The 20,546-nt window shown below is 70.5% G+C and carries 20 protein-coding genes; 8 read left to right on the top strand and 12 right to left on the bottom strand.

From position 1 onward, the window contains the following. The first annotated feature begins 3 nt into the window (after positions 1–3). The 6 genes from KZC50_RS13280 to KZC50_RS13255 all read left to right on the top strand — a co-directional run bounded on the left by KZC50_RS13280 (position 4) and on the right by KZC50_RS13255 (position 6,607). On the top strand, positions 4–1,059 hold the full coding sequence (locus KZC50_RS13280; protein ID WP_310891997.1) for a sugar ABC transporter substrate-binding protein: 1,056 nt from the start codon (positions 4–6) through the stop codon (positions 1,057–1,059). 16 nt (positions 1,060–1,075) lie between these two features. Beyond that, positions 1,076–1,957, top strand: coding sequence for an ATP-binding cassette domain-containing protein (locus KZC50_RS13275; protein ID WP_053548803.1), 882 nt, complete (start codon positions 1,076–1,078; stop codon positions 1,955–1,957). Then, positions 1,954–3,186, top strand: coding sequence for a sugar ABC transporter permease (locus KZC50_RS13270; RefSeq protein ID WP_310891996.1), 1,233 nt, complete (start codon positions 1,954–1,956; stop codon positions 3,184–3,186). The genes KZC50_RS13275 and KZC50_RS13270 overlap by 4 nt, the downstream gene beginning before the upstream one ends. A gap of 163 nt (positions 3,187–3,349) precedes the next feature. Further along, positions 3,350–4,432 (top strand): sugar ABC transporter substrate-binding protein, encoded by a 1,083-nt coding sequence (locus KZC50_RS13265; protein WP_310891995.1) that lies wholly within the window; start codon positions 3,350–3,352, stop codon positions 4,430–4,432. Between the two features lie 94 nt (positions 4,433–4,526). Beyond that, positions 4,527–5,333 (top strand): ATP-binding cassette domain-containing protein, encoded by an 807-nt coding sequence (locus tag KZC50_RS13260; RefSeq protein WP_301135073.1) that lies wholly within the window; start codon positions 4,527–4,529, stop codon positions 5,331–5,333. After that, the gene (locus KZC50_RS13255) at positions 5,333–6,607 is read left to right on the top strand and encodes a sugar ABC transporter permease (protein ID WP_301135074.1); all 1,275 of its coding nucleotides are present in this window, start codon (positions 5,333–5,335) and stop codon (positions 6,605–6,607) included. Before KZC50_RS13260 ends, KZC50_RS13255 begins: the two co-directional genes overlap by 1 nt. Before the next feature lie 54 nt (positions 6,608–6,661). Here KZC50_RS13255 and KZC50_RS13250 read toward each other — a convergent pair whose 3' ends face one another. From KZC50_RS13250 to KZC50_RS13215, 8 genes are all read right to left on the bottom strand, one after another. Continuing rightward, positions 6,662–8,188, bottom strand: a complete 1,527-nt coding sequence (locus tag KZC50_RS13250) for an ATP-dependent DNA ligase (protein WP_310891994.1) — start codon at positions 8,186–8,188, stop codon at positions 6,662–6,664. Between the two features lie 72 nt (positions 8,189–8,260). Next, complete coding sequence (locus KZC50_RS13245; RefSeq protein ID WP_301135079.1) at positions 8,261–9,025, bottom strand: ATP-binding cassette domain-containing protein; 765 nt, start codon at positions 9,023–9,025, stop codon at positions 8,261–8,263. Then, positions 9,022–9,867, bottom strand: coding sequence for an ABC transporter ATP-binding protein (locus KZC50_RS13240; RefSeq protein ID WP_310891993.1), 846 nt, complete (start codon positions 9,865–9,867; stop codon positions 9,022–9,024). The genes KZC50_RS13245 and KZC50_RS13240 overlap by 4 nt, the downstream gene beginning before the upstream one ends. After that, positions 9,864–10,733, bottom strand: a complete 870-nt coding sequence (locus KZC50_RS13235; RefSeq protein WP_310891992.1) for an ABC transporter permease — start codon at positions 10,731–10,733, stop codon at positions 9,864–9,866. Before KZC50_RS13235 ends, KZC50_RS13240 begins: the two co-directional genes overlap by 4 nt. Further along, positions 10,730–11,674 (bottom strand): ABC transporter permease, encoded by a 945-nt coding sequence (locus KZC50_RS13230; protein WP_231718044.1) that lies wholly within the window; start codon positions 11,672–11,674, stop codon positions 10,730–10,732. The genes KZC50_RS13235 and KZC50_RS13230 overlap by 4 nt, the downstream gene beginning before the upstream one ends. 29 nt (positions 11,675–11,703) lie before the next feature. After that, positions 11,704–13,233: an ABC transporter substrate-binding protein gene (locus tag KZC50_RS13225; protein ID WP_310891991.1), complete on the bottom strand. Its 1,530-nt coding sequence runs from the start codon at positions 13,231–13,233 to the stop codon at positions 11,704–11,706. A 54-nt stretch (positions 13,234–13,287) separates the two neighbouring features. Continuing rightward, the gene (locus KZC50_RS13220) at positions 13,288–14,031 is read right to left on the bottom strand and encodes a DUF1684 domain-containing protein (RefSeq protein WP_375294607.1); all 744 of its coding nucleotides are present in this window, start codon (positions 14,029–14,031) and stop codon (positions 13,288–13,290) included. Positions 14,032–14,113: 82 nt separating this feature from the next. Further along, on the bottom strand, positions 14,114–14,578 hold the full coding sequence (locus KZC50_RS13215; RefSeq protein ID WP_301135088.1) for a DUF3817 domain-containing protein: 465 nt from the start codon (positions 14,576–14,578) through the stop codon (positions 14,114–14,116). A 77-nt stretch (positions 14,579–14,655) separates the two neighbouring features. On the opposite strand from KZC50_RS13215, the gene KZC50_RS13210 reads away from it, so the two are divergent. Continuing rightward, a complete protein-coding gene (locus tag KZC50_RS13210; RefSeq protein ID WP_310891989.1) occupies positions 14,656–15,765 on the top strand; it encodes a class I SAM-dependent methyltransferase in 1,110 nt (369 codons plus the stop codon). Positions 15,766–15,814: 49 nt separating this feature from the next. Here the strand turns inward: KZC50_RS13210 and KZC50_RS13205 are convergent, their stop codons facing one another. The 3 genes from KZC50_RS13205 to KZC50_RS13195 form a co-directional block, all read right to left on the bottom strand. After that, entirely contained in the window at positions 15,815–17,194 is a 1,380-nt protein-coding gene (locus KZC50_RS13205; RefSeq protein ID WP_310891988.1) for an HNH endonuclease signature motif containing protein, read from the bottom strand. A 110-nt stretch (positions 17,195–17,304) separates the two neighbouring features. Beyond that, a complete protein-coding gene (locus tag KZC50_RS13200) occupies positions 17,305–17,679 on the bottom strand; it encodes a DoxX family protein (protein ID WP_310892082.1) in 375 nt (124 codons plus the stop codon). Beyond that, entirely contained in the window at positions 17,679–17,927 is a 249-nt protein-coding gene (locus tag KZC50_RS13195) for a DUF4287 domain-containing protein (RefSeq protein WP_310891987.1), read from the bottom strand. The genes KZC50_RS13200 and KZC50_RS13195 overlap by 1 nt, the downstream gene beginning before the upstream one ends. A 52-nt stretch (positions 17,928–17,979) precedes the next feature. Here KZC50_RS13195 and KZC50_RS13190 point away from each other — a divergent pair, with 52 nt between their 5' ends. Next, the gene (locus tag KZC50_RS13190; protein ID WP_310891986.1) at positions 17,980–18,942 is read left to right on the top strand and encodes an NAD-dependent epimerase/dehydratase family protein; all 963 of its coding nucleotides are present in this window, start codon (positions 17,980–17,982) and stop codon (positions 18,940–18,942) included. Positions 18,943–19,208: 266 nt separating this feature from the next. Here KZC50_RS13190 and KZC50_RS13185 read toward each other — a convergent pair whose 3' ends face one another. Continuing rightward, positions 19,209–20,534 (bottom strand): MFS transporter, encoded by a 1,326-nt coding sequence (locus KZC50_RS13185; protein ID WP_310891985.1) that lies wholly within the window; start codon positions 20,532–20,534, stop codon positions 19,209–19,211. Between the last annotated feature and the right edge of the window lie 12 nt (positions 20,535–20,546).

The following is a 20,546-nucleotide window of genomic DNA, read 5'->3' as shown; positions in this document are numbered from 1 at the left end:
CCCGTGCGCCCCTCCCGCCTGCATCCGGCGGCCGTCCTCGCGGCGACCGCGCTGACGGCAGCCCTGCTCACCGCGTGCGCACCGGCCGCCGACGACGAGGGCACGATCGCCCTCCTCCTCCCCGACGCCAAGACCGCGCGGTACGAGACGTTCGACCGCCCGGTGTTCGAAGAGCGGGTCGCGGAGCTCGGCGACTTCCGCGTGCTGTACTCCAACGCCGATCAGGATGCCGCCAAGCAGCAGCAGCAGGCGGAGTCCGCCCTCGCGGCGGGGACGGACGTCCTCGTGCTCGACCCGGTCGACGGCAACGCGGCGGTCTCGATCGTCGCCGCCGCCAACGCCCAGGGCGTTCCCGTGATCGCCTACGACCGGATGATCTCCGGCGGGGAGCTGGCCTACCACGTGTCCTTCGACAACGAGAAGGTCGGACAGCTGCAGGCCGAGACCCTCGTGGCGGGGCTCGACGCCGCCGAGCGGGAGGATGCCGGCATCCTGATGATCAACGGCTCCCCGACCGACAGCAACGCGGCCCTCTTCCGGACGGGGGCGCGGGAGGTGCTGGACGCCGCCGGGGTGACCGTGCTGGCCGAGTACAGCACACCGGATTGGAGCCCCGACAAGGCCCAGGAGTGGACCGCGGGCCAGATCTCGCAGTTCGGCGACCGCATCGCCGCGGTGTACGCCGCGAACGACGGCACCGCGTCCGGAGCGGTTTCGGCACTGAAGGCCGCGAACGTCGCGCCGTATCCGCTGGTGACGGGGCAGGATGCCGAGCTCACGGCGCTGCAGCGGATCCTCACCGGGGACCAGTACATGACGGTCTACAAGGCGATCAAGCCGCAGGCGCGACTGGCGGCGGAGGTCGCCGTCACGCTCGTCCGCGGGGATGAGGTCACCGCACCCACGGAGATCGACGGCGTCCCGACGACCCTCCTCGAGCCGGTCGCGGTGACGGTGGACACCATCGCCGACACGGTGATCGCCGACGGATTCTGGAGGGTGGAGGACATCTGCACGCCGGCCTATGCGGCCGCGTGCGCCGCCGCCGGTCTACGGTAGCCAGGTGGCAGCGGACATGGCGACGACGCATCCCCGACCTCGGCGCACCCGGGAGCGGGTCCTGACGATGACGGGCATCCGCAAGCGGTTCGGCGCCGTGAAGGCGCTCTCGGACGTGGATTTCTGGGTCAACGAGGGCGAGGTCGTCGCGCTCGTCGGCGACAACGGCGCGGGCAAGTCGACGCTGGTGAAGGTTCTCGCGGGGGTCCACCCCCCGGATGCCGGTGAGATCGTGTTCGACGGCCGGAGCGTGCAGATCGCCAGCCCCGCCGACGCACAGGACCTCGGGATCGCCACCGTCTTCCAGGACCTCGCGCTGTGCGACAACCTCGACGTCGTGGCGAACCTGTGGCTGGGTCGCGAGCGCCGCGACGGCGTGCTACTGGACGAGGTCGACATGGAGCAGCGCACGTGGAGCCTCCTGCGCGAGCTGTCGGCGAAGATCCCCTCGGTCCGCGTGCCCGTGGCCTCGCTCTCGGGTGGTCAGCGGCAGACCGTCGCGATCGCCCGCTCCCTCGTGGGAGAGCCTCGCGTGGTGATCCTCGACGAGCCGACGGCCGCCCTCGGGGTGGCCCAGACCGCCGAGGTCCTCAACCTCATCGAGCGGCTCCGCGAACGCGGTCACGGGGTGATCCTGATCAGCCACAACATGGCCGATGTGCTCGCGGTCGCCGACCGCGTGGTCGTCCTCCGCCTCGGACGCAACAACGGCGAGTACAACGTCGCCGACGTCACGAGCGAGACGCTGATCGCCGCGATCACGGGAGCGGGCGACTTCGGTGCGCGTGCCCGACCGGCGCCGCCCGAGCCGGTCGAACCGGCCGACCCACCCGTTCCGGTCATCCCCCTCCGCCCGCGCGGATCACACCCGCGCCCCGGGCACGGAGGCGGCGAATGACGGCCGCCGACGACCGCACGGCGGTCGGCGCCCTGCCGCCGGGCGGCGGCATCCGTCAGAGTCTGGACCTGTTCGTCGCGCGGATCCGCGGCGGTGACCTGGGTGCGGCTCCCGTCATCGCCGGCCTCATCGTGATCTGGATCGTCTTCCAGACGCTGAACCCGGTCTTCCTCTCCAGCACGAACCTCGTGAACCTCACGATGCAGAGCGCCGCGATCGGCACGATCGCCCTCGGGATCGTGCTGGTGCTCCTGATCGGCGAGATCGACCTGTCGGTGGGATCGGTGTCGGGGCTCGCCGCCGCGGTGCTGGCCGTCGGGTTCGTCCAGCTCCAGTGGCCGCTGGTCGTGGCGCTCCTCGCTGCCGCGGGGGTCGGGGTGATCATCGGCCTGCTCTACGGGTTCCTCGTCACGACCTTCGGTCTTCCGAGCTTCGTGGTGACCCTCGCGGGGCTCCTTGCCTTCCTCGGCGTGCAGCTGTGGGTCCTCGGCCCGTCGGGATCGATCAACCTTCCGTTCGACTCCTGGATCGTGCAGTTCGCGCAGCAGATGTTCCTTCCCGCATGGGCCTCCTACGTCGCCGTCGCCGCCGCCGTCGCCCTCTACGCGGCGAGCCTCGTCCGGCGGGCACGTCGACGCGCCGGCGCCGATCTCGTCCACCAGCGTCCGATGGAGATCGCCGCGCGCACCACGGTGCTCGCCGTCGTGCTGGCCGTCTCGGCGTGGTACCTCAACCTGTCGCGCGGCGTCGGGGTCATGTTCGTGTTCTTCCTCGTCCTCGTCGTGGGGATGCACATCGCCCTCACCCGCACCCGGTGGGGCCGGGCGGTCTACGCGGTCGGCGGCTCGGTGGAGGGCGCGCGACGTGCCGGCATCCGTGTCGATCGGATCTACCTGTCCGTGTTCGCGATGTGCTCGACCCTCGCCGCCGTCGGCGGACTCCTCGCCGCCGCCCGCCTCGCGGCCGCGAATCAGAGCTCGGGCGCCGGAGACACGAACCTGACCGCCATCGCCGCCGCCGTGATCGGCGGTGCGAGCCTGTTCGGCGGGCGCGGCAGCGCGTTCTCCGCGCTCCTCGGCATCCTCGTGATCGGCTCCATCGCGTCCGGGCTGACGCTGCTGAACCTGGATTCATCCGTTCAGTTCATGATCACCGGCGCCGTGCTCGTCCTCGCCGTCATCGTCGATTCGATCTCCCGGCGCACCCGCGCCGCCACCGGACGCGCCTGACTCCGCGCCCGCATCGCCTCTTGCGTTCAGGGGGCGAAGTCGTCCGTCGCGTTATCGAGGCGTTATCTTCAAGTCTTGACGCCAATGCGTTCACTCGTCAAGATCGGTGCAAGCGATGTGGCTCGGGCTCGGGCCTCGCACCTTCAATGACGAAAGGCGAAAGATGAAGAAGTCTTCACTCCTGACGCTCGCGGCCTTCTCCGGCGCCGTGGCTGTCGCACTCACCGGCTGTGCCGGTGGCAGCACCGACGGCGGCGGCGCGACCGAAGGCGGCGACGCCGCCGGTGACGCCGGGCGCGCGTGCGTCATCCTCCCGGACGCGGCGTCCTCGCCCCGCTGGGAGAACTTCGACCGCAAGTACCTCCAGGAGGGCCTGGAGGGCGCCGGTTTCGACGTCGACATCCAGAACGCCCAGGGCGACGTCAACCAGTACTCCACGATCGCCGACCAGCAGCTCACGCAGGGGTGCGGAGTCATGCTGCTCGTCGACTACCAGGGCGCGGCCGAGGCCGTCGCCGAGAAGGCGACCGCGCAGGGGATCCCGGTCATCGCCTACGACCGCCCCTTCGCCGGCGCGGACTACTACGTGTCCTTCGACAACATGGAGGTCGGACGCCTTCAGGGCCAGACGGTGCTCAACGGTCTCGAGGCCGCGGGCGTCGACCCGGCCGAGGCGACCGTGGTCTACATCGGCGGCGACCCCACCGACGGCAACGCGGCGATGTTCCACGACGGCGCCGACGAGGTGCTCTCCGAGGCGGGCATCACCCCGGCCGCCGAGCCCCCGGGAGCCTGGGACCAGGCGGTCTCGCAGACCAACTTCGAGCAGGCGCTGACCTCGCTCGGCGGACAGGTCGACGGCGTCTGGGCGGCCAACGACACCAACGCCGCCGGCGTCATCCAGGTCCTGCAGACGAACAACCTCGAGGGCGTGGCCGTCTCCGGACAGGACGCCAACATCGCGGGGCTTCAGAACATCCTCCTCGGCTGGCAGACCGCAACGGTCTACAAGCCGGTCGCCGATGAGGCCGCCGCGGCCGTCGAGGTCGCCATCGCGCTCCTCAACGGCGAGTCGGTCTCCACGGATGCCGAGCTCGAGGACGGGACGCCGTACATCCAGGTGACCCCGGTCCTGGTCGGACCCGACGAGGTCAAGGACGTCATCGCCGCCGGCGACGCCGCCTACGACGACGTCTGCACCCCCGAGGTCATGGCCGCGTGCGAGGAGTTCGGCGTCACGCCGTAACCCCGCAGCACGGGGCGCCGCGTCCTCCGGGGCGCGGCGCCCCTTCCCTACCCGCATGCGGGATGCCCGACATCCTGCTGGCAAGGAAGCGATCATGACAGACACCACAACCACCATCGAGCCGATCATCAAACTGGTCGGCGTGAAGAAGTCCTTCGGCCCCGTCAGCGTCCTCAAGGGCGTCGACCTGAGTGTCCGGCCGGGTCGTGTGACCGCGCTCGTCGGCGACAACGGGGCCGGCAAGTCCACCCTCATCAAGGGACTCGCGGGTGTTCAGCCCTACGACGAGGGCGAGGTCCTCATCGACGGCGTGCACCGCGACCTGCACGCCCCCCGCGACGCGTCGGGCCTCGGCATCGAGGTCGTCTACCAGGACCTGGCGCTGTGCGACAACCTCGACATCGTCCAGAACATGTTCCTCGGGCGCGAAGAGACGACCCTCGGCACCTTCGACGAAGGGCGAATGGAGAAGGACGCCTCCGACACGCTGCGCTCCCTCTCAGTCCGCACCGTCAAATCGGTGCGCCAGAAGGTGTCCAGCCTCTCCGGCGGCCAGCGTCAGACGGTCGCCATCGCCCGCGCGGTGCTGAAGAAGGCTCGCGTGGTGATCCTCGACGAGCCCACCGCGGCGCTCGGCGTCGCCCAGACCGAGCAGGTGCTGAACCTCGTGCGGCGTCTGTCGGACCAGGGGGTGGCGGTCGTCCTCATCAGCCACAACCTCGCCGACGTCTTCGCCGTGGCCGACGACATCGCCGTGCTGTACCTCGGGCAGATGGTCGCCCAGATCCCCACCGCCGAGACCACCCGCGACGATGTCGTCGGGTACATCACCGGCACCAAGACACCCACCGGATTCGTCGTGCAGGACACCGCGACCATCCGCACCGAAGGAGACTCGTGATGAGCAGCAGCACCGCCCGCACGGATGCCTCCGTCGACCCGATCGCGGGTGACCTCATCGGCAGCGGCGTCGAGGGCGGACTCGGCGACCAGATCCGCGCCTGGTGGCAGCGCGTCCGCGGCGGAGACATGGGCGCACTTCCCGCCGTCGGCGGCCTCGTCGTCCTCGGCATCCTCTTCACCACGCTGAGCCCCTTCTTCCTCACCGAACGCAACTTCGCCAACCTGCTGAACCAGGCGGCGACCCTGGTCATGCTGGGAATGGCTCTGGTGTTCGTCCTCCTCCTCGGCGAGATCGACCTGTCCGCGGGGGTGACGGGCGGCGTGGCGATGGCGCTCTTCGTCGTGCTCAACGCCCAGTTCGGCCTTCCCTGGCCGCTCGCGCTGCTCGTCGGATTCGGATTCGGTCTCCTCGCCGGCGCGTTCATCGGGTTCTTCGTCGCGAGGGTGGGCATACCGTCGTTCGTGGTGACCCTCGGGTTGTTCCTGGGACTCCAGGGGCTCGCCCTGGTCATCATCGGGCCGGGCGGTCTGTACCGCGTCGAGGTGCCCGAGCTCATCGCCCTCCAGAACGGCAACCTTCCCGTGTGGGGCGGATGGCTGATGCTCGCGATCATGATCGCCGTCTCCGCCGGAACCGCCTTCTGGGACCGCGCCCGTCGCACCCGCGCCGGGGTGCCGAACCGCGCCCTCTCGCTGGTGTGGATCAAGCTCGCCGCGATCGCCGTCATCGGCGGGGTGGTGGTCTACGTCCTCAACGTCGACCGTGGACAGGGCACCGTCGCGGTGCAGGGCGTCCCCAACATCGTGCCGGTCGTGCTGGTGATCCTCTGGGCGGGCACGTTCGTCCTGGACCGCACCAAGTTCGGCCGCTACATCTACGCCGTCGGCGGCAACGCCGAGGCCGCACGCCGCTCCGGCGTCAAGGTGCGGTGGGTGAAGTGGTGGGCGTTCGTGATCTGCTCGAGCCTCGCCGTCGTGTCGGCGCTGTTCAGCGTCACCCGCGTCGGATCGGTGGATGCCGCGGTGGGGCGCGACATCGTCCTCTCCGGTGTCGCCGCCGCCGTCGTGGGCGGGGTGAGCCTCTTCGGTGGTCGTGGACGCCTCGTCCACGCCGCGATCGGCGCCCTCGTGATCGCGGTGATCACCAACGGTCTGGGTCTGCTCGGCCTCCCCGCCGGTGTGAATCTCCTCGTCACCGGCGGCGTGCTGATCCTCGCCGCCACTGTCGACGCCCTGTCGCGCCTGCGCTCAGGCGGCGCGATGAGGCTCTAGCCCCGGCCCTGGAATCGAGCCCCGGCGTCGCAACGACGCCGGGGCTCGCTCTGTTCAGGGGCGGAGGAGGGCGCGGAGAGCGCCTATCGTGTCCGCCTCGCGGGCGTCCTTGTCGGGACGGTACCCCTTCACCCGCGCGAAACGGAGCGCGACTCCGCCGGGGTACCGCGTCGAGCGCTGGACCCCGTCGATCGCGATCTCCACGACCGTCTCCGGCCGAACGTGCACCGCGCCCGCCGTCCGCCGCGTCTCGATCGTCGGGAAATGCGCACTCTGCCAGCGGAGGGTCGCGTCGGTGAGGCCCTTGAAGGTCTTCCCCACCATCACGAACCCGCCCGGCTCCCCGTACTCCCCGTCCGGATCTCGAGCGGCCAGGTGCAGGTTCGACAGCAGCCCGGTCCGCCGCCCCGACCCCCATTCCGCCGCGAGGACGACGAGGTCGAAGGTGAGGACGGGCTTGATCTTCAGCCACGACTTCCCCCGACGGCCCGCGGCATAGGGCGCGTCGAGCGACTTGACCATGACCCCCTCGTGGCCGGCGGCCAGGGCTTCGCGGGCGAACCGCTCCCCCGCGTCGGCATCCGCGGTGTGGAGGGCCGGGATGATCTGCTCACCGACGAGCGCCGCGAGCGCCGCGCGCCGCTCGGCCAGGGGTGCGTCCAGGAGATCCGCCCCGTCGAGGTGCAGCAGATCGAAGAACCAGGGCCGCAGCAGGGTCTGCGCGTCGGCCGCCGAACCGAAGCGCGCCATCGTGTCCTGGAACGGCCGGGGACCGCCGTCCTCGTCGAGCGCGAGGGTCTCACCGTCGAGGATCACGCGCTCTGCGGGGAGCGCTCGGGCCGCCGCCACGATCTCGGGCACCCGGGCGGTGATGTCGGCGAGCGAGCGGGTGAAGACGCGGACGTCGTCCCCGTCGCGGTGCACCTGCACGCGCGCACCGTCGAGCTTGTACTCCACCGCCGCCGGCCCGTCGAACGCCCCGAGGGCGTCGGTGACCGACGAGGCGGTCGCGGCGAGCATCGGCAGGACACCGCGTCCGATGACGAGGCCGACCGCGCCGAGGTCGTCGGCCGTTCCGGTCATCGCCAGTCGCGCGGTCTCCCCCAGGTCGCCGCTCAGCATCGCGGCGCGGCGGACCACGGCACTCGGATGCCCGCTCGCGCGCGCGATCGCATCGAGGACGACGCCCTCCAGCGCACCGGAGCGGAGCTCGCCCAGGACGATACGCCGCAGGAGGTCCCACTCCTCGGCGGTGGTCCGCGCTGCGAGCGCCGCGAGGATCTCCGCCCTCCGGACGCCCACCCCGTCACCGCCCGCCCGGGCGAGGGCGTCGAGCGCTGCGTCGACCTCGGCGATCGTCAGGGTCGGTTCCGAGGCGGCCTCGGCGGAGATGTCCGACAGGGTCCGCCACCCGATGCCGATGCGCCCCTGGCGCGGCCGTGCGAGGAGGAATCCGACGACGACCGGGAGCTCCTCGGGATCCGCGCGCGCGAGGAGGCGCGCGACGGCGTCGATCTTGGCGGTGCGCGACGCCGTGGCCGTCGCTTCGTCGACGCTCTCGCGGACCTCGTGGAACAGCATCCCCGCATTGTCGCATCGGCCGGGGACGCCACGGCCCGTTCGGATCAGCCGGATCAGCCGGATCCGCGCCGCTCAGGCGGGCAGTCGCGGCACGGCCGAGAGCAGCCGCCGTGTGTACGGGTGCTGCGGGGCGGTGAGCACGGATGCCGTCTCCCCCGCCTCGACGATGCGGCCGCCCTCGAGCACGATCATCCGCTGACACAGCGCCGCGATGATGGTGAGGTCGTGCGAGACGAGCAGGAGTCCGATCCCCCGCTCGGCGACGAGGCCGCGCAGCAGCTCGATGACCCGCATCCGCACCGAGGTGTCGAGCGCACTGACCGGCTCGTCGGCCAGGAGCAGACGCGGCTCGGGAGCCAGCGCCCGGGCGATGGCGATGCGTTGCCGCTGCCCACCCGAGAACGCCTCCGGATGCCGCGTCGCGGCATCGGCGGGCAGATCCACCGCCGTCAGCAGCTCGGCGATCCGGGCCGCCCGGGTCTGGGCGTCACCCGGGATGCCGAGCGAGCGCAGCGGTTCGGCGAGGGAGGCGCCGACGGTCATCCGCGGGTCGAGGGACGAGAACGGGTCCTGGTAGACCGGCTGGACGGCACGTCGGAAGCGTCGCATCGTGGCACGGTCCCGCCTCACGAGCGGCTGACCCTCGAACAGCACCTCGCCCTCGCTCGGCGCGTCGAGTCCGAGGAGGAGGCGCAGCAGCGTGGTCTTGCCGGCGCCGGATTCCCCGACGAGTCCGACGGTCTCCCCCGGGGCGAGCGCGACGTCGACGCCGTCGAGGACGGGCGCCCCCTTGCGGTACGAGAACGACACGTCTCGGGCGTGCAGGAGTGCGCTCACGCTTCGTCTCCTCGGGATCGGTGACGTCCGGTCTCCCCGGGGAGGAACGCGTCGAGGTTCCTGGAGGCCGCCACGAGGCTCCGGGTGTACTCTGCGGCCGGCGTCGTCAGCAGCTGCCGCGTGGGCGCGAGCTCGATCTGCCGACCGTGCCGGAGGACGAGCACGCGGTCGGAGATCTCGGACACGACCGGGAGGTCGTGACTGATGAAGACGAGCGACATCCCCCGCTCGGTGACCTCCCGCTGCAGCAGGTCGAGCACTCCGGCCTGCACCGTCACGTCGAGCGCCGTCGTCGGCTCATCGGCGATGAGGAGGGCGGGGTCGCCGGCGAGGGCGATCGCGATCGCGACGCGCTGGCGCTGACCGCCGGAGATCTCGTGGACGTACGACCGCGCGATCTGCTCCGGGTTCAGGAGGGCGACGTCGGCGAGGGCATCGAGGACCGCTCTGCGCAGCCGGTCTCCGCGGAGCCCCCGGTGACGGCGGAGCGGCCACGCGATCTGCGCCCCGACCCGCATGAGGGGGTCGAGGGCGGCGAGCGGCTCCTGGAACACCGCGCTGACGACGCTGCCTCGGACGGCGTCCATCCGCCGGGAACGCGCGGTCACGGCATCCACCGGTCCGTCGGGGGTGTCCAGGACGATCTCGCCCCGCGCCGCAAGGGGGTGCGCGAGGAGGCCGAGGATCGCCAGCGCCGTCAGCGACTTCCCGGACCCCGATTCTCCGATGATGCCGAGGCGCTCTCCGGGGGCCACATCGAACGACACGTCCGTCACGAGGTCGCGCAGCTCCGGCTCGGTGAGCGCGATCCCGAGGTCGCGGACCTGCAGCAGCGCCCTCATCGGATGCTCCGCGTCGTGGGATCGGCGATGTCCCGCAGACCGTCGGCGAGCAGGTTCATACCGATGATCGTGGCCACCAGGAGGATGCCGGGGAGGATGGCCGCGGTGGGAGCGACGAGCACGGTGCTCTGCGCCTCCTGCAGCATCCGACCCCAGGACGCGTTCGGCGGCGGAGAGCCGAGCCCGAGGTAGGACAGCGACGCCTCCGCGACGACCGCGCCGCCGAACTGGAGGGCGAGCGGGACGACGAGGGTCGGCCAGACGTTCGGCAGGACGTGGAGGAACAGAATTCGGATGCTGCCGGTCCCGGAGGTGCGCGACGCGGTGATGAAGTCCTGCGCGAGGACGCGCGTGGCCGTCACCCGGGTGAGTCGGGCGATGACGGCCGACCCCGCCAGACCGATCGCGAGGGTGGCGGATTCGAGCGAGGCGCCTCGCCACGCGACGATCAGCATCGCCAGCAGCAGGGTCGGGAAGGCGATCGCGATGTCGAGGACGCTGGACAGGGCGTCGTCCACCCACCGGCCCGCGGTCGCGGCGACCAGGCCCAGTGTGATGCCGAGGAGCGCGGCGATGAGGACCGACCCGAAGCCGACGAGCATCGCCAGGCGCGCCCCCACCATGAGCTGCGAGAAGAGATCGCGCCCGAGCCGGTCGGTGCCCGCCCAGTTCTGCAGGGAGGGCGGGGACAGGCGTCCGCCGGTGGTGTCCTCCAGCGGGAACGGCGTCCACACGAGCGAGACGAGCGCGATCACCAGGATCGTGCCGAACAGGATCGCGCCCACGAGGAGATTCACCGAGCGACGTCGCGACGAGCGGCGCGCGGCGGGCGCGACGGGGGTCGCCGGAAGGTCGGTCGCGGTCATGCGGCGGCCCTCGCGCGTCGGTTGCCGGAGAGGGTGTCGCGCAGTCGCGGATCGATGAGGCGCTGGAGGATGTCGGCGGCGAAGCCGAACAGCAGCACGAGCGCGGTGGAGAAGAGGAGGATCCCCTGGATGCTCGGGAAGTCCTGCTCGCGGATCGCCACGAGCAGCATGTCGCCGAGGCCGGGAAGGGCGAAGACCCGCTCGATGACGACCGCCCCGACGAAGGTCGTCGAGAGCATGATGGCGAGGATCGAGATCACCGGGACCACGGCGTTGCGCACGCCGTGGCGCCACAGCGCCGTGGCGAAGCTCTGGCCGCTCGCGCGGGCCGCGCGCATGTACTGCTGCCCGAGGATGTCGAGCGTGGCGCTTCGGACGTACCGGGCCAGGTCGCTGCCGGCGACGATCGCGATCGCCAGCACCGGCAGGGTGAGCGAGTACAGTGCGGCCCCCGGATCCTCCCAATCGGTGCGGGGGAAGCCGCCGGCGGGGAAGACGCGCCATCCGAGCGAGAGCACGGAGACGAGGAGGATGCCGACCCAGAACGCCGGGATCGCACCGCCCAGCTGCGACAGCGCCGAGAAGGTCGCGCCGTACCAGGTGCGCGACTTCCAGGCGGCGAAGAACCCCACCGGCACGGCGATCACGACCGCGAGGGCGAAGGAGATGAGCGTCAGCGGCAGGGTCACGTTCAGGCGACGCGCGATCTCGTCGCCGACGTCGAGACGGTTGGTGAAGGACTGCCCGAGATCGAGCGTCGCCAGCTGGGCGAGGTAGTCGCCGAACTGGACGTACAGCGGTCGGTCCACGCCCAGGCGCGCGGCGGCGGCGGCGATGTCGGCTTCGGTGGCGCCGACGGAGATCAGCGCGAACACGGGGTTTCCGAGCACGCGCAGCACGACGAACAGGATCGTCGCGGCCAGCGCGAAGGCCAGCAGCAACAATCCTGTCCGTCGGATCAGATACGCGCCTATGACGCCGCCTTCTCGATGTCGTAGACGTAGAACAGCGAGTTCAGGCCGTTCTCGGGCACTCCGCTCACACCGGGGGCGGCCACGCGCAGCTGCGGGTTGAGGTACAGCCAGATGCTCGCCGCGTCGTCGGAGATCTGCTGGTTCGCCAGCTTCACCAGCTCCGTCTGCTCCTCGACCGTGGACGCGGCCTCCGAGTCGGCGAGCCACGTCTGCACGTCGGCGTTGTCGTAGCCCCAGTAGAAGTCGGGGTTTCCGTAGAAGTTGATGTCGCGGTCGTTGACGTGCCCCTGGAGGGTCGCCTCGAAGTCGGTGTCGGTGTACACCTTCTGGTACCACTCGTCGTCGGTGATGATGTTGATGTCGACCGTGATGCCGACCTTCGCCAGCTCCGTCTTGACGAACTCCGCCACCGTGGAGTGCACACCCGAGTCGGGGGTGTCCAGCGTGAAGGAGAACCCGTCGGCGTAGCCGGCATCCGCGAGCAGCTCCTCGCTCAGCGCCGGGTCGTACGGGTTGTTGTCGGCGAGGTCGAGGTACCACGGCTCCGACGGCGGCACCATCGATCCGATGAGCTGACCGCGGCCGTCCCAGATCGCGTCGAGGAGCTGCTCGCGGTTGATCGCCGAGTAGATCGCCTTCCGGACCTGGATGTCGTCGAACGGCGCGATCCGGTCGTTGAAGGCGAGGAGCTCCTTGGTCGTGGAGGTGCCCTCGATGATCTCGAAGCCCGCGGCTTCGAACTCGGCCAGGCTGTCGGGGTTCGACTGGCTCGTGACGAGGTCGACCGCGTTCGTCAGAAGCGCGTTGTTCAGCGCGGTGGGGTCGGCGTAGTACTGGTAGACGACGCCGCCGTTCGCGGGTGCCTCGCCCCAGTAGTCCTCGTTCACCTCGAGGGCGATCGAGTCGCCCTTGCGGTAGTCGGCGAGTGCGTAGGGGCCGCTGCCGTCGGCGGCGGAGGTGAGGTCTCCGGCCGCGGGGTTGACGATCCAGACGTAGCCGAGGTTGTACGTGAAGCTGATCGAAGGCTGGCTGAGGGTGACGGCGACCGTGCGGTCGTCGATCACCTCGACGCTGTCGATCACGCTCAGCTGCCGCTTGCGCGCGGCGATCGACTCCTCGCTCACGAAACGCTCGAGGCTGTACTTCACCGCCTCGGCGTCCACCGGGTCGCCGGAGTGGAAGGTCGCGTCCGGCTGCAGGGTGAAGGTGTAGACGAGCCCGTCTTCGGACACCTCGGTCTCGGTCGCCAGGAGCGGCTCGACGGCGGCGTCGTCGGTGATCTTGAACAGGCCCTCGTAGACGTTGCCGGTGAAGACCTCGGTGACGCCGGAGCTGCCGCCGAAGATCTGGTCGAGGTTGGTGGGCTCGTTCTGCGAGCCGACGATGACCTCGGCCTGCGGGTCGGCCTCACCGGGGGCGGAGGAAGGAGCGGCCCCGCCACCCGCGCAGCCGGCGAGGACGAGGGCACCGACGGCGAGGCTGGCGGCGGAAGCGAGCAGGCGGGTACGACGATGGCGTGCGGTCACGTCAGGGTCCTTCTGTGGGGGGTGGGGGGGTTGGGGGGAAGTCGGGAGGGAGGGTCAGAGGGTGAAGCCGACGGCGTAGCGCACGCGCAGCTCTCCGGCGCGGACCGCGAACGGAAGGCGGTTCTGCAGCGGCGGGAGCGGACAGTTCATCTGGTTGGAGAATCCGCACGGCGGGACCGTGGTGCGGTTGAAATCGACGGTGATCGGGATGCTGTCGCCGGGGCGGAGCGGCGTCGCCGCGCCGGGGTGATCCAGGAACAGGAAGCGTCCGGCACCGTAGGACTCGGTGCCGTTGGTGGTGTCGCCGAAGACGAGCTGCAGGGTCGCGTGACCGTCGTGGGTGGTGTCGAACGCGGCGAGCCGGTACTCGGTGCCGTCGACGGTGAAGATCAGGTCGCCGGAGACGGGGAGAGTGCGCGTGGCCCCGGCATCCTTGATGTGTTCGAAGGGGACGACGCGGTCCTCATCGACGAGTTCGAAGCGCCCCTCGAGCACCCACGCGGGGTCGTAGGGAGCGGTGATGATCTCCTCGAACGCCTCCTGGGCGGGAGAGTCCTGACGCCAGATGCGGTAGCCCTCCTGCGGGGCGCCGGTGTCGAGGTCGGTGCGGCGCAAACGCGTGAAGACGGCGTCGACGGGGTGTCCGGCGCGCGCGATGCGCTCCTCGACCGGCGGCTCGCCCGCGGGGGACCAGTGGGTGAGCACCAGCGAGAGCGCGCCGGTGGGCCCGGTCACCGTCTGTCGGCGGTCGCGGATCCACTGCGCGTGGGCCGCCTCGGTCGTCGTGTCACTCACCATCACAGGTAATCAAATGCCGCGCGACGCTCGGAAATTCCGTGTCGCCGTGTTTCTCTTCGTCGCAGGGTCCCGACGGGCGGCGTCAGTCCCGGCCACCGGGCGGACCGATGATGAGCAGGGCGACGTAGAGGCCGACGACGGCGACGGCGATGAGCAGGGCGAGCACCCACGGGCGCGCGAGGAACCACCGCATCAGCCCGTCGTGCCACGCGCCGTCGCGCGGGTCGTCGGTGCGCTCGAGGCGCCAGGGGCCGTTCAGGCGGCCGCTGCGGTGCAGCCAGATCTCGGTGGGGATCGTCGCGTAGGGGATGACGGCGCTCGCGACGGCGACGACCGTCGGTCCTGCGCCCCACCGCTGGTTCTTCGCGACGAGGATCGCGGTGGCCCCGTAGGAGAGGAAGACGAAGCCATGGATGCCGCCGCCGATCGTCACCGCGATCGCGAGGTCGGCTGTCGCCCGGAGGATCAGACCGGCGATCAGCAGCGTCCATGAGATCGCTTCGGCGACGGCGAGGACGCGGAACAGGTTCAGGGGCGCGCGGAACACGGGTCTCCTTCACTCGGGTGCCGGTCCAGCCTACGTCCGCCGCGTGCGCCCACCGTTCCGCGCATTACCGTGGAGCGGTGACCTTCTCCTTCGACGCACTGCGTCGCTCACCCGACGTCGAGGGCCCGGGTCTGGTGGCGGTGGATGCCGCGGATCGGCTGATCCTCGACGAGTCCGCCGATGCGCGGGCGGGCGCGCACCCGGAGCGGATCGTCGTGATCGGCGACACCCATGGCGCGTTGACGCTGGGTGCGGCGGACGCCGGGGCCCGCGGCATCCGTGTGCATCAAGACGCGTTGAGCGGCGAACGGGCGCTGGAGCGGAACGCGGAGGGTGTCGGACTGGTCGGGACGTTCACGCGCATGCCGCTGTCACCGGAACTCGTGCGCGACGCCGAGGTCGTCCTGCTGCGCCTCCCCCGGTCGTTGGATGCGCTCGCCGATCAGGCCGGACTCATCGCGCACTATGCCGCGCCCGGCGTGCGGGTATTCGCCGGCGGACGCCTGAAGCACATGTCGAGATCGATGAACGAGGTGCTCGGACGGCGGTTCGGCGTCGTGGAAGCGTCTCTGGCGCGGCAGAAGTCGCGCGTGCTGCGGGCGTCCGCGCCACGCGAGGGCGCTGATCCCGTGCCGGCGCGCGCGGAGATCGACGGGCTCGTGGTCTGCGCATTCGGCGGGGCGTTCGCGGGCGCGACGATCGACATCGGGACGCGGCTGCTGCTCGCGCACCTTCCCGAGCAGATGCCGAACCACGGCGTCGTCATCGATTTCGCCTGCGGCACCGGTGTCGTCGCCGCCGAGCTCGCGCGTCGGCATCCGGAGCTCTCGGTGATCGCCACGGATCAGTCCGCGGTGGCGGTGGCGTCCGCCCGCGCGACGGCGGAGGCGAACGGCGTGAGCGCCCGCGTCCACGTGGTGCGGGACGATCTGCTCTCGGCCCAGCCGGACGGGAGCGCCGAGATGATCGCCCTCAATCCCCCGTTCCACAGCGATGCAGCCGTGACGTCGACCCTCGCGCCGCGCTTCTTCCGCGAGGCGGGACGCGTCCTCCGCCCCGGCGGCGAGCTGTGGACGGTGTGGAACTCGCCGCTGAACTACCGAGGCGCGCTCGAGCGCGCGGTCGGCCCCACGCGCCAGGTCGCGCGCAACGCGAAGTTCACGGTGACCGTGTCGGTCGCACGCTGACCACATCGCCGACGGCACCGCGGCGAAAGCGCGGCGAGACCGTGGATTCTCAGAACGGTGGGGACCCCATCGCTCGCGCCGGCTGGGGCTCCGGCTCGGGCTCGGTGTCAGGTTCGGGGATGAACATCACCCGGGGTGGTGGGTCCTCGATGTAGACCTTCCCCGACGGCGCGGTGAACTTCAGCCTTCCGCCCGGAAGTTGTTCGACAGTCCATCCAGCGGCATGCCGGGTCACATGGTGTCGGGTGCAGCACGGCCCGAGGTTGTCGCCGTCGGTCTTCCCGCCGTTCGCATACTCCCGGTGGTGATCGATCTCGGACCGCATCGCGGGTCGACGGCACCCGGGGAACGCGCACCGCACGTACCGGGCCTGCAGGAACCTCTTGATCCCCGCCGTCGGCGTATACCGATCCGTGGTGAGCACTTCGGCGGTGACGGGGTGGAGGAACACCCGGTCGAACCCGGGAGCGTTCCCCGTGAGGATCCGCACCGTCGCCGGGTCGATCGCGCACTTGCCGTTCAACTCCGCCCCACCCGACGTCGTCCCCGCCAGGGTTGTGGCGGGGATGCTGACCTGCACGCTCGCGCGGATCGCTGCGAGGCCACCGCCGGTGGGATCGATGGTGGGAGCGGCGGTGAGGAGCATGTCCATCACGACATCCGCGCGGATCTGATCCAGGGTGCGGTCGTCGAACCACGGCTCTTCGATGTCCTCACCGCGCGCCCGCCGCTCCGCGTACTCCCGTCGGGCCCGCAGGTCGGCGGCTTTGATCTCCCGCGCTTCCTGGGTCGCACGGTCATACGCCCCGTGGACGTAGGTGGAGGGGGCGATCGTTCCGAGCATCGACATCCCGTCGGGGAGGTCTTCGACGAACACGCGTTGCGTGCACGCCGCGACCTCGTGCCGCTCCTGCACCGTCCGCGGGTTGAGCTTGTCCGCCACCTGCTGCGCATAGGGACGCAACCGTCCGGTCGCGGTCTTCACCGCGTAGTCCAGGACGTCCTTCTCATACGCCGCCCGCGTAGCCGGGTCGGGCAGGTCCGACCCGAACTCCATGATCACCTTCGTGTGCGCCTGCGACACCTTCGCCGCCCGCCACGCCTCGAACGTCGGGGCATACTCCGTCACCAACCGGTGGCACTCGAACAACCGGTTCTGCACCGTGCTGTCATTCACCCGGGTCGCCGCAGCGATCTCCGCCGCCATCGCCCGCAACGGCATCTCCCGCGTCTTCACCGTCGCCGACCCCAGAAGTGCGGTCTGCTCCTGCGTATATGCGTACGCCTCCGCCATCGCCGCGGCCTCACGCGCCTGCCCCTCCGCCACCATCCGCCGCGACTCGACGATCTCGTCCACGAACGCGGCCGTCTTCCGCGCCACCTCATCACGACCGTCGCACTCGTCCACCGGCTCTGGAGTCTCGTCCATGTCTTCCCGTCTCGATCAGTACCAGGTGATCACAGACTAGAACGTACCTCCGACATTGCGCGGCTCACCGCCAGCGTCGTCGCGAACGTGTTCGGTTCCCCGCGCACGCGTCAGCGGCGCGTCGACCAGAGCGCCCACGCCACGAGCACGGGCTGGAAGAACAGGCGGAAGAAGCGCTTGCGGTCGGTGTCCAGGCCGAATCCGTCGCGGCGGCGGAGCCACTGCTCGATGTTGCCGGGGAAGATCGCGATGAAGAACGCTGCCAGGGTCGCTCCCACACGGCGGCGCGATCCGGGCAGGGCGACGAGCGATGCTCCGAGCAACACCTCGACCACCCCGGAGGCAACGACGACACCGTCTTCGTCCATAAGCTCGCGCGCGAAGTCCGGCACCTGCGCACGGAACTCCTTGCGCGCCCAGGTGAGGTGGCTGATGCCGGCGAACACCATGGCCGAAGCCAGCGCCCACCGGGCGGCGGTGCGGATCATGCGAGCTCCGCCTTGACGTAGGCGACGATCGCGTTCGCGTGCCCGTGACCGAGGCCGTGCTCTTCCTTCAGCGCCTGGACAACAGCCATGTGCGACTGGGTGTCGAGCCCGTCGGCCGCGATGTCGAGCCACTCCTGGACCGGACGGCCATAGGTCTTCTCGATGCTCGGGAAGTAGGACGCCGGCCCCTTGACGGTCTCACCGGCGATAGGTGGAGACGGCGCGAGCACACGATGGGTGGTCATGCTGAGAGCGTAAGGGCTGGAGCGTCGAGAGGACACCGTCGAGACTGGGGCCATGCAGCGCGTTCTCGTCCTCGGCGGCACGGGGTGGGCGGGTCGGGAGACCGTCCGCCACCTGATCGACAGCGGCGCGGACGTGACCTGCCTCGCCCGCGGGACCTCCGGCGGCGTCCCGGACGGCGCCCGTCTCATCCGGGCTGACCGCAGCGCCCCCGGCTCATACGACGGACTCCACGGGGACTGGGACGAGGTCATCGAGTTCTCCTACGCTCCCGACCTCGTCGGGCCGGCCCTCGACGCACTCGCCGATCGCGCAGCCCACTGGACGCTCGTCTCGACGATCTCGGTGTACGCACGCAACGACGAACCCGGCGCCGACGAGTCGGCCGCGCTCGTCTCCCCCGCCGACCTGACGCAGTACCCGGACGCGAAGGCCGCCGCCGAGCTCGCCACCCGCCGCCGCCTGGAGGATCGACTGCTCATCGCCCGCCCCGGACTCATCGTCGGCCCCGGTGACCCGAGCGACCGCTTCGGCTACTGGCCTGCACGATTCAGTCGCAGCGGCAGGGCGCTTCTGCCGGTGACGGAAGACCGATTCGTGCAGGTCATCGATGTCGCCGACCTGGCGGCGTGGCTCGCCCGAGCCGCCACGAACGGCATCCGAGGCACGGTGAACGCCGTCGGCGACGTCCATCCGATGGCCACCGCACTCGCGGAGATGGCGGATGCGGCCTCGTCCGCCGGCGACCGCGTCGAGGTGGACGACGACGCGCTCCTCGCCCTCGACGTGCAGTACTGGGCGGGGCCCCGCTCCCTCCCCCTGTGGCTCCCCCGCGCGGACACCGCGCTCGCGCAACGATCCGGGCGTCGCTTTCTCGAGACGGGCGGGCGCATCCGCCCGCTCGTCGAGACGATCGAGCGCACCCTGGCGGACGAACGCCGTCGCGGGATCGACCGGGAGCGCCGCTCGGGTCTCACCGCTGCCGAAGAACGCGCCGTTCTCGACGCGGTGCTCTGAGCGGATGCCGCGACGATGCGACCGAATGCGTGCACGCCGTTCGCCCATACGTCCCACGGAGGCGAAGCGGTGCCCTCCGGGTCTCGACGGTCCTGGGGGGCTGGACCGGCGGAATCCCGGAGGGCACCTGACCCGTCATCTCGGCCCGGAGTCGGGTAGGCCGTCTCGACGGGTGCGCAGGCCTGGCTGCGCTGTCGCGATGCGGATCTATCGGAGAGGGTAGTCGGCGAAACCGGCAGGGTCCATTCCCCCGCATGAGAGTTCCCTCAGTCTTTGATCAAGGCCTCGGCCGTCGCCTCGTCTTCGATCGTGACGCCCGGGAGCTCGCGCAGCGCCCAGAAGGGGCCGATCACGACGAACAGGATCGAGAGCATCCCGCCGATCGCCCCGATCCACATCGTCACCACAGCTCCGTACGCGGTGCCGAGCACGCCGGCGAGCAGCGCGCCGATCGGCATCACTCCCCACACGAAGAAGCGGATCGAGGCGTTCATCCGGCCGAGGAGCGGTTTCGGCGTGATCCTCTGACGGAACGACACCTGCACGATGTTGTAGACGAGCACCGTGAACATCCCGACCGCGGACTGCACCACGAGCACGACGAAGGCGATTTCGGGCACGAGGGCGGCGGCCGGCAGGAAGAGCCCCGCGACGGAGAAGCCGATCGAGCTGATCGGGATGGCGCGGGCTTCGCCGAGCCAGCGGACGATGTGCGGAGTCGCGACGGCCCCGAGGAGTCCGCCCACGGCACCGAACGAGAAGACGACACCCATGCCGGCGGGGCTGAGCCCGAGCTCTCGGAGGAGGAAGATCGGCAGCATCGTGTAGGTGATCACGCTGAAGAAGTTCGACACCGCCGTCGTCCCGACGATACGGCGGAGGTAGGGGTTGGCGAACACCCAGCGCACGCCGACGCCGATCGCGCGGACGATCGGTTCGTGCTCATGGCGGGGCGCGACGACCTCGTCGTCCCTCGTGAAGAGAAGCGCGAGAAGCGAGGCGACGTAGGTCCCCGCCGTGGCGAGGACGGCGAACGGCGCGGTGAGCACACCCACGAGCCAGCCGCCGAGCGCGGGCCCGGCGATGCCGGCGAGCTGGTGCGTGGCCTCGAGCTTGCCATTGGCTTCGGGGATCGCCGTCCCACGCACGAGGGACGGAACGACCGATTGGTAGGAGACGTCGAAGAACACCGTCGCTACGCCGATGACCAGCGCGATGACCACAAGGTGCCAGACCTGCAGGACGCCGATCGCCCACAGGGCCGGGATCGTTGCGAGCGCGACGATGCGGACGGCATCCGCGGCGATCATGACGTGGCGCTTGCGCATCCGGTCGATCCAGGCACCCGCCGGCAGACCGATGACGAGGAAGGCCGCGACCCCGGCCGCGTTCAGCACGCCCACCTCCCACTCGGTCGCGCCGAGCACCAGCACCGCGAGCACGGGAAGCGCCAGCTCGGTGATCTGCGAGCCGAACTGCGCGAGCGACTGACCGCCCCAGAACGTGAGGAAGTTCCGATCCCGCCAGAGTCCACCCCGACGCCGCTCGGCGGTCGTCGGATCGGGCTCGTCGGAGCGGGATGTCTCGGTCACGCTGGTCAGTGT

The organism is Microbacterium aurantiacum (genome assembly GCF_031625015.1).
Classification (GTDB): Bacteria; Actinomycetota; Actinomycetes; order Actinomycetales; family Microbacteriaceae; genus Microbacterium; species Microbacterium aurantiacum.
This window is presented reverse-complemented; position numbering and strand designations above follow the sequence as displayed.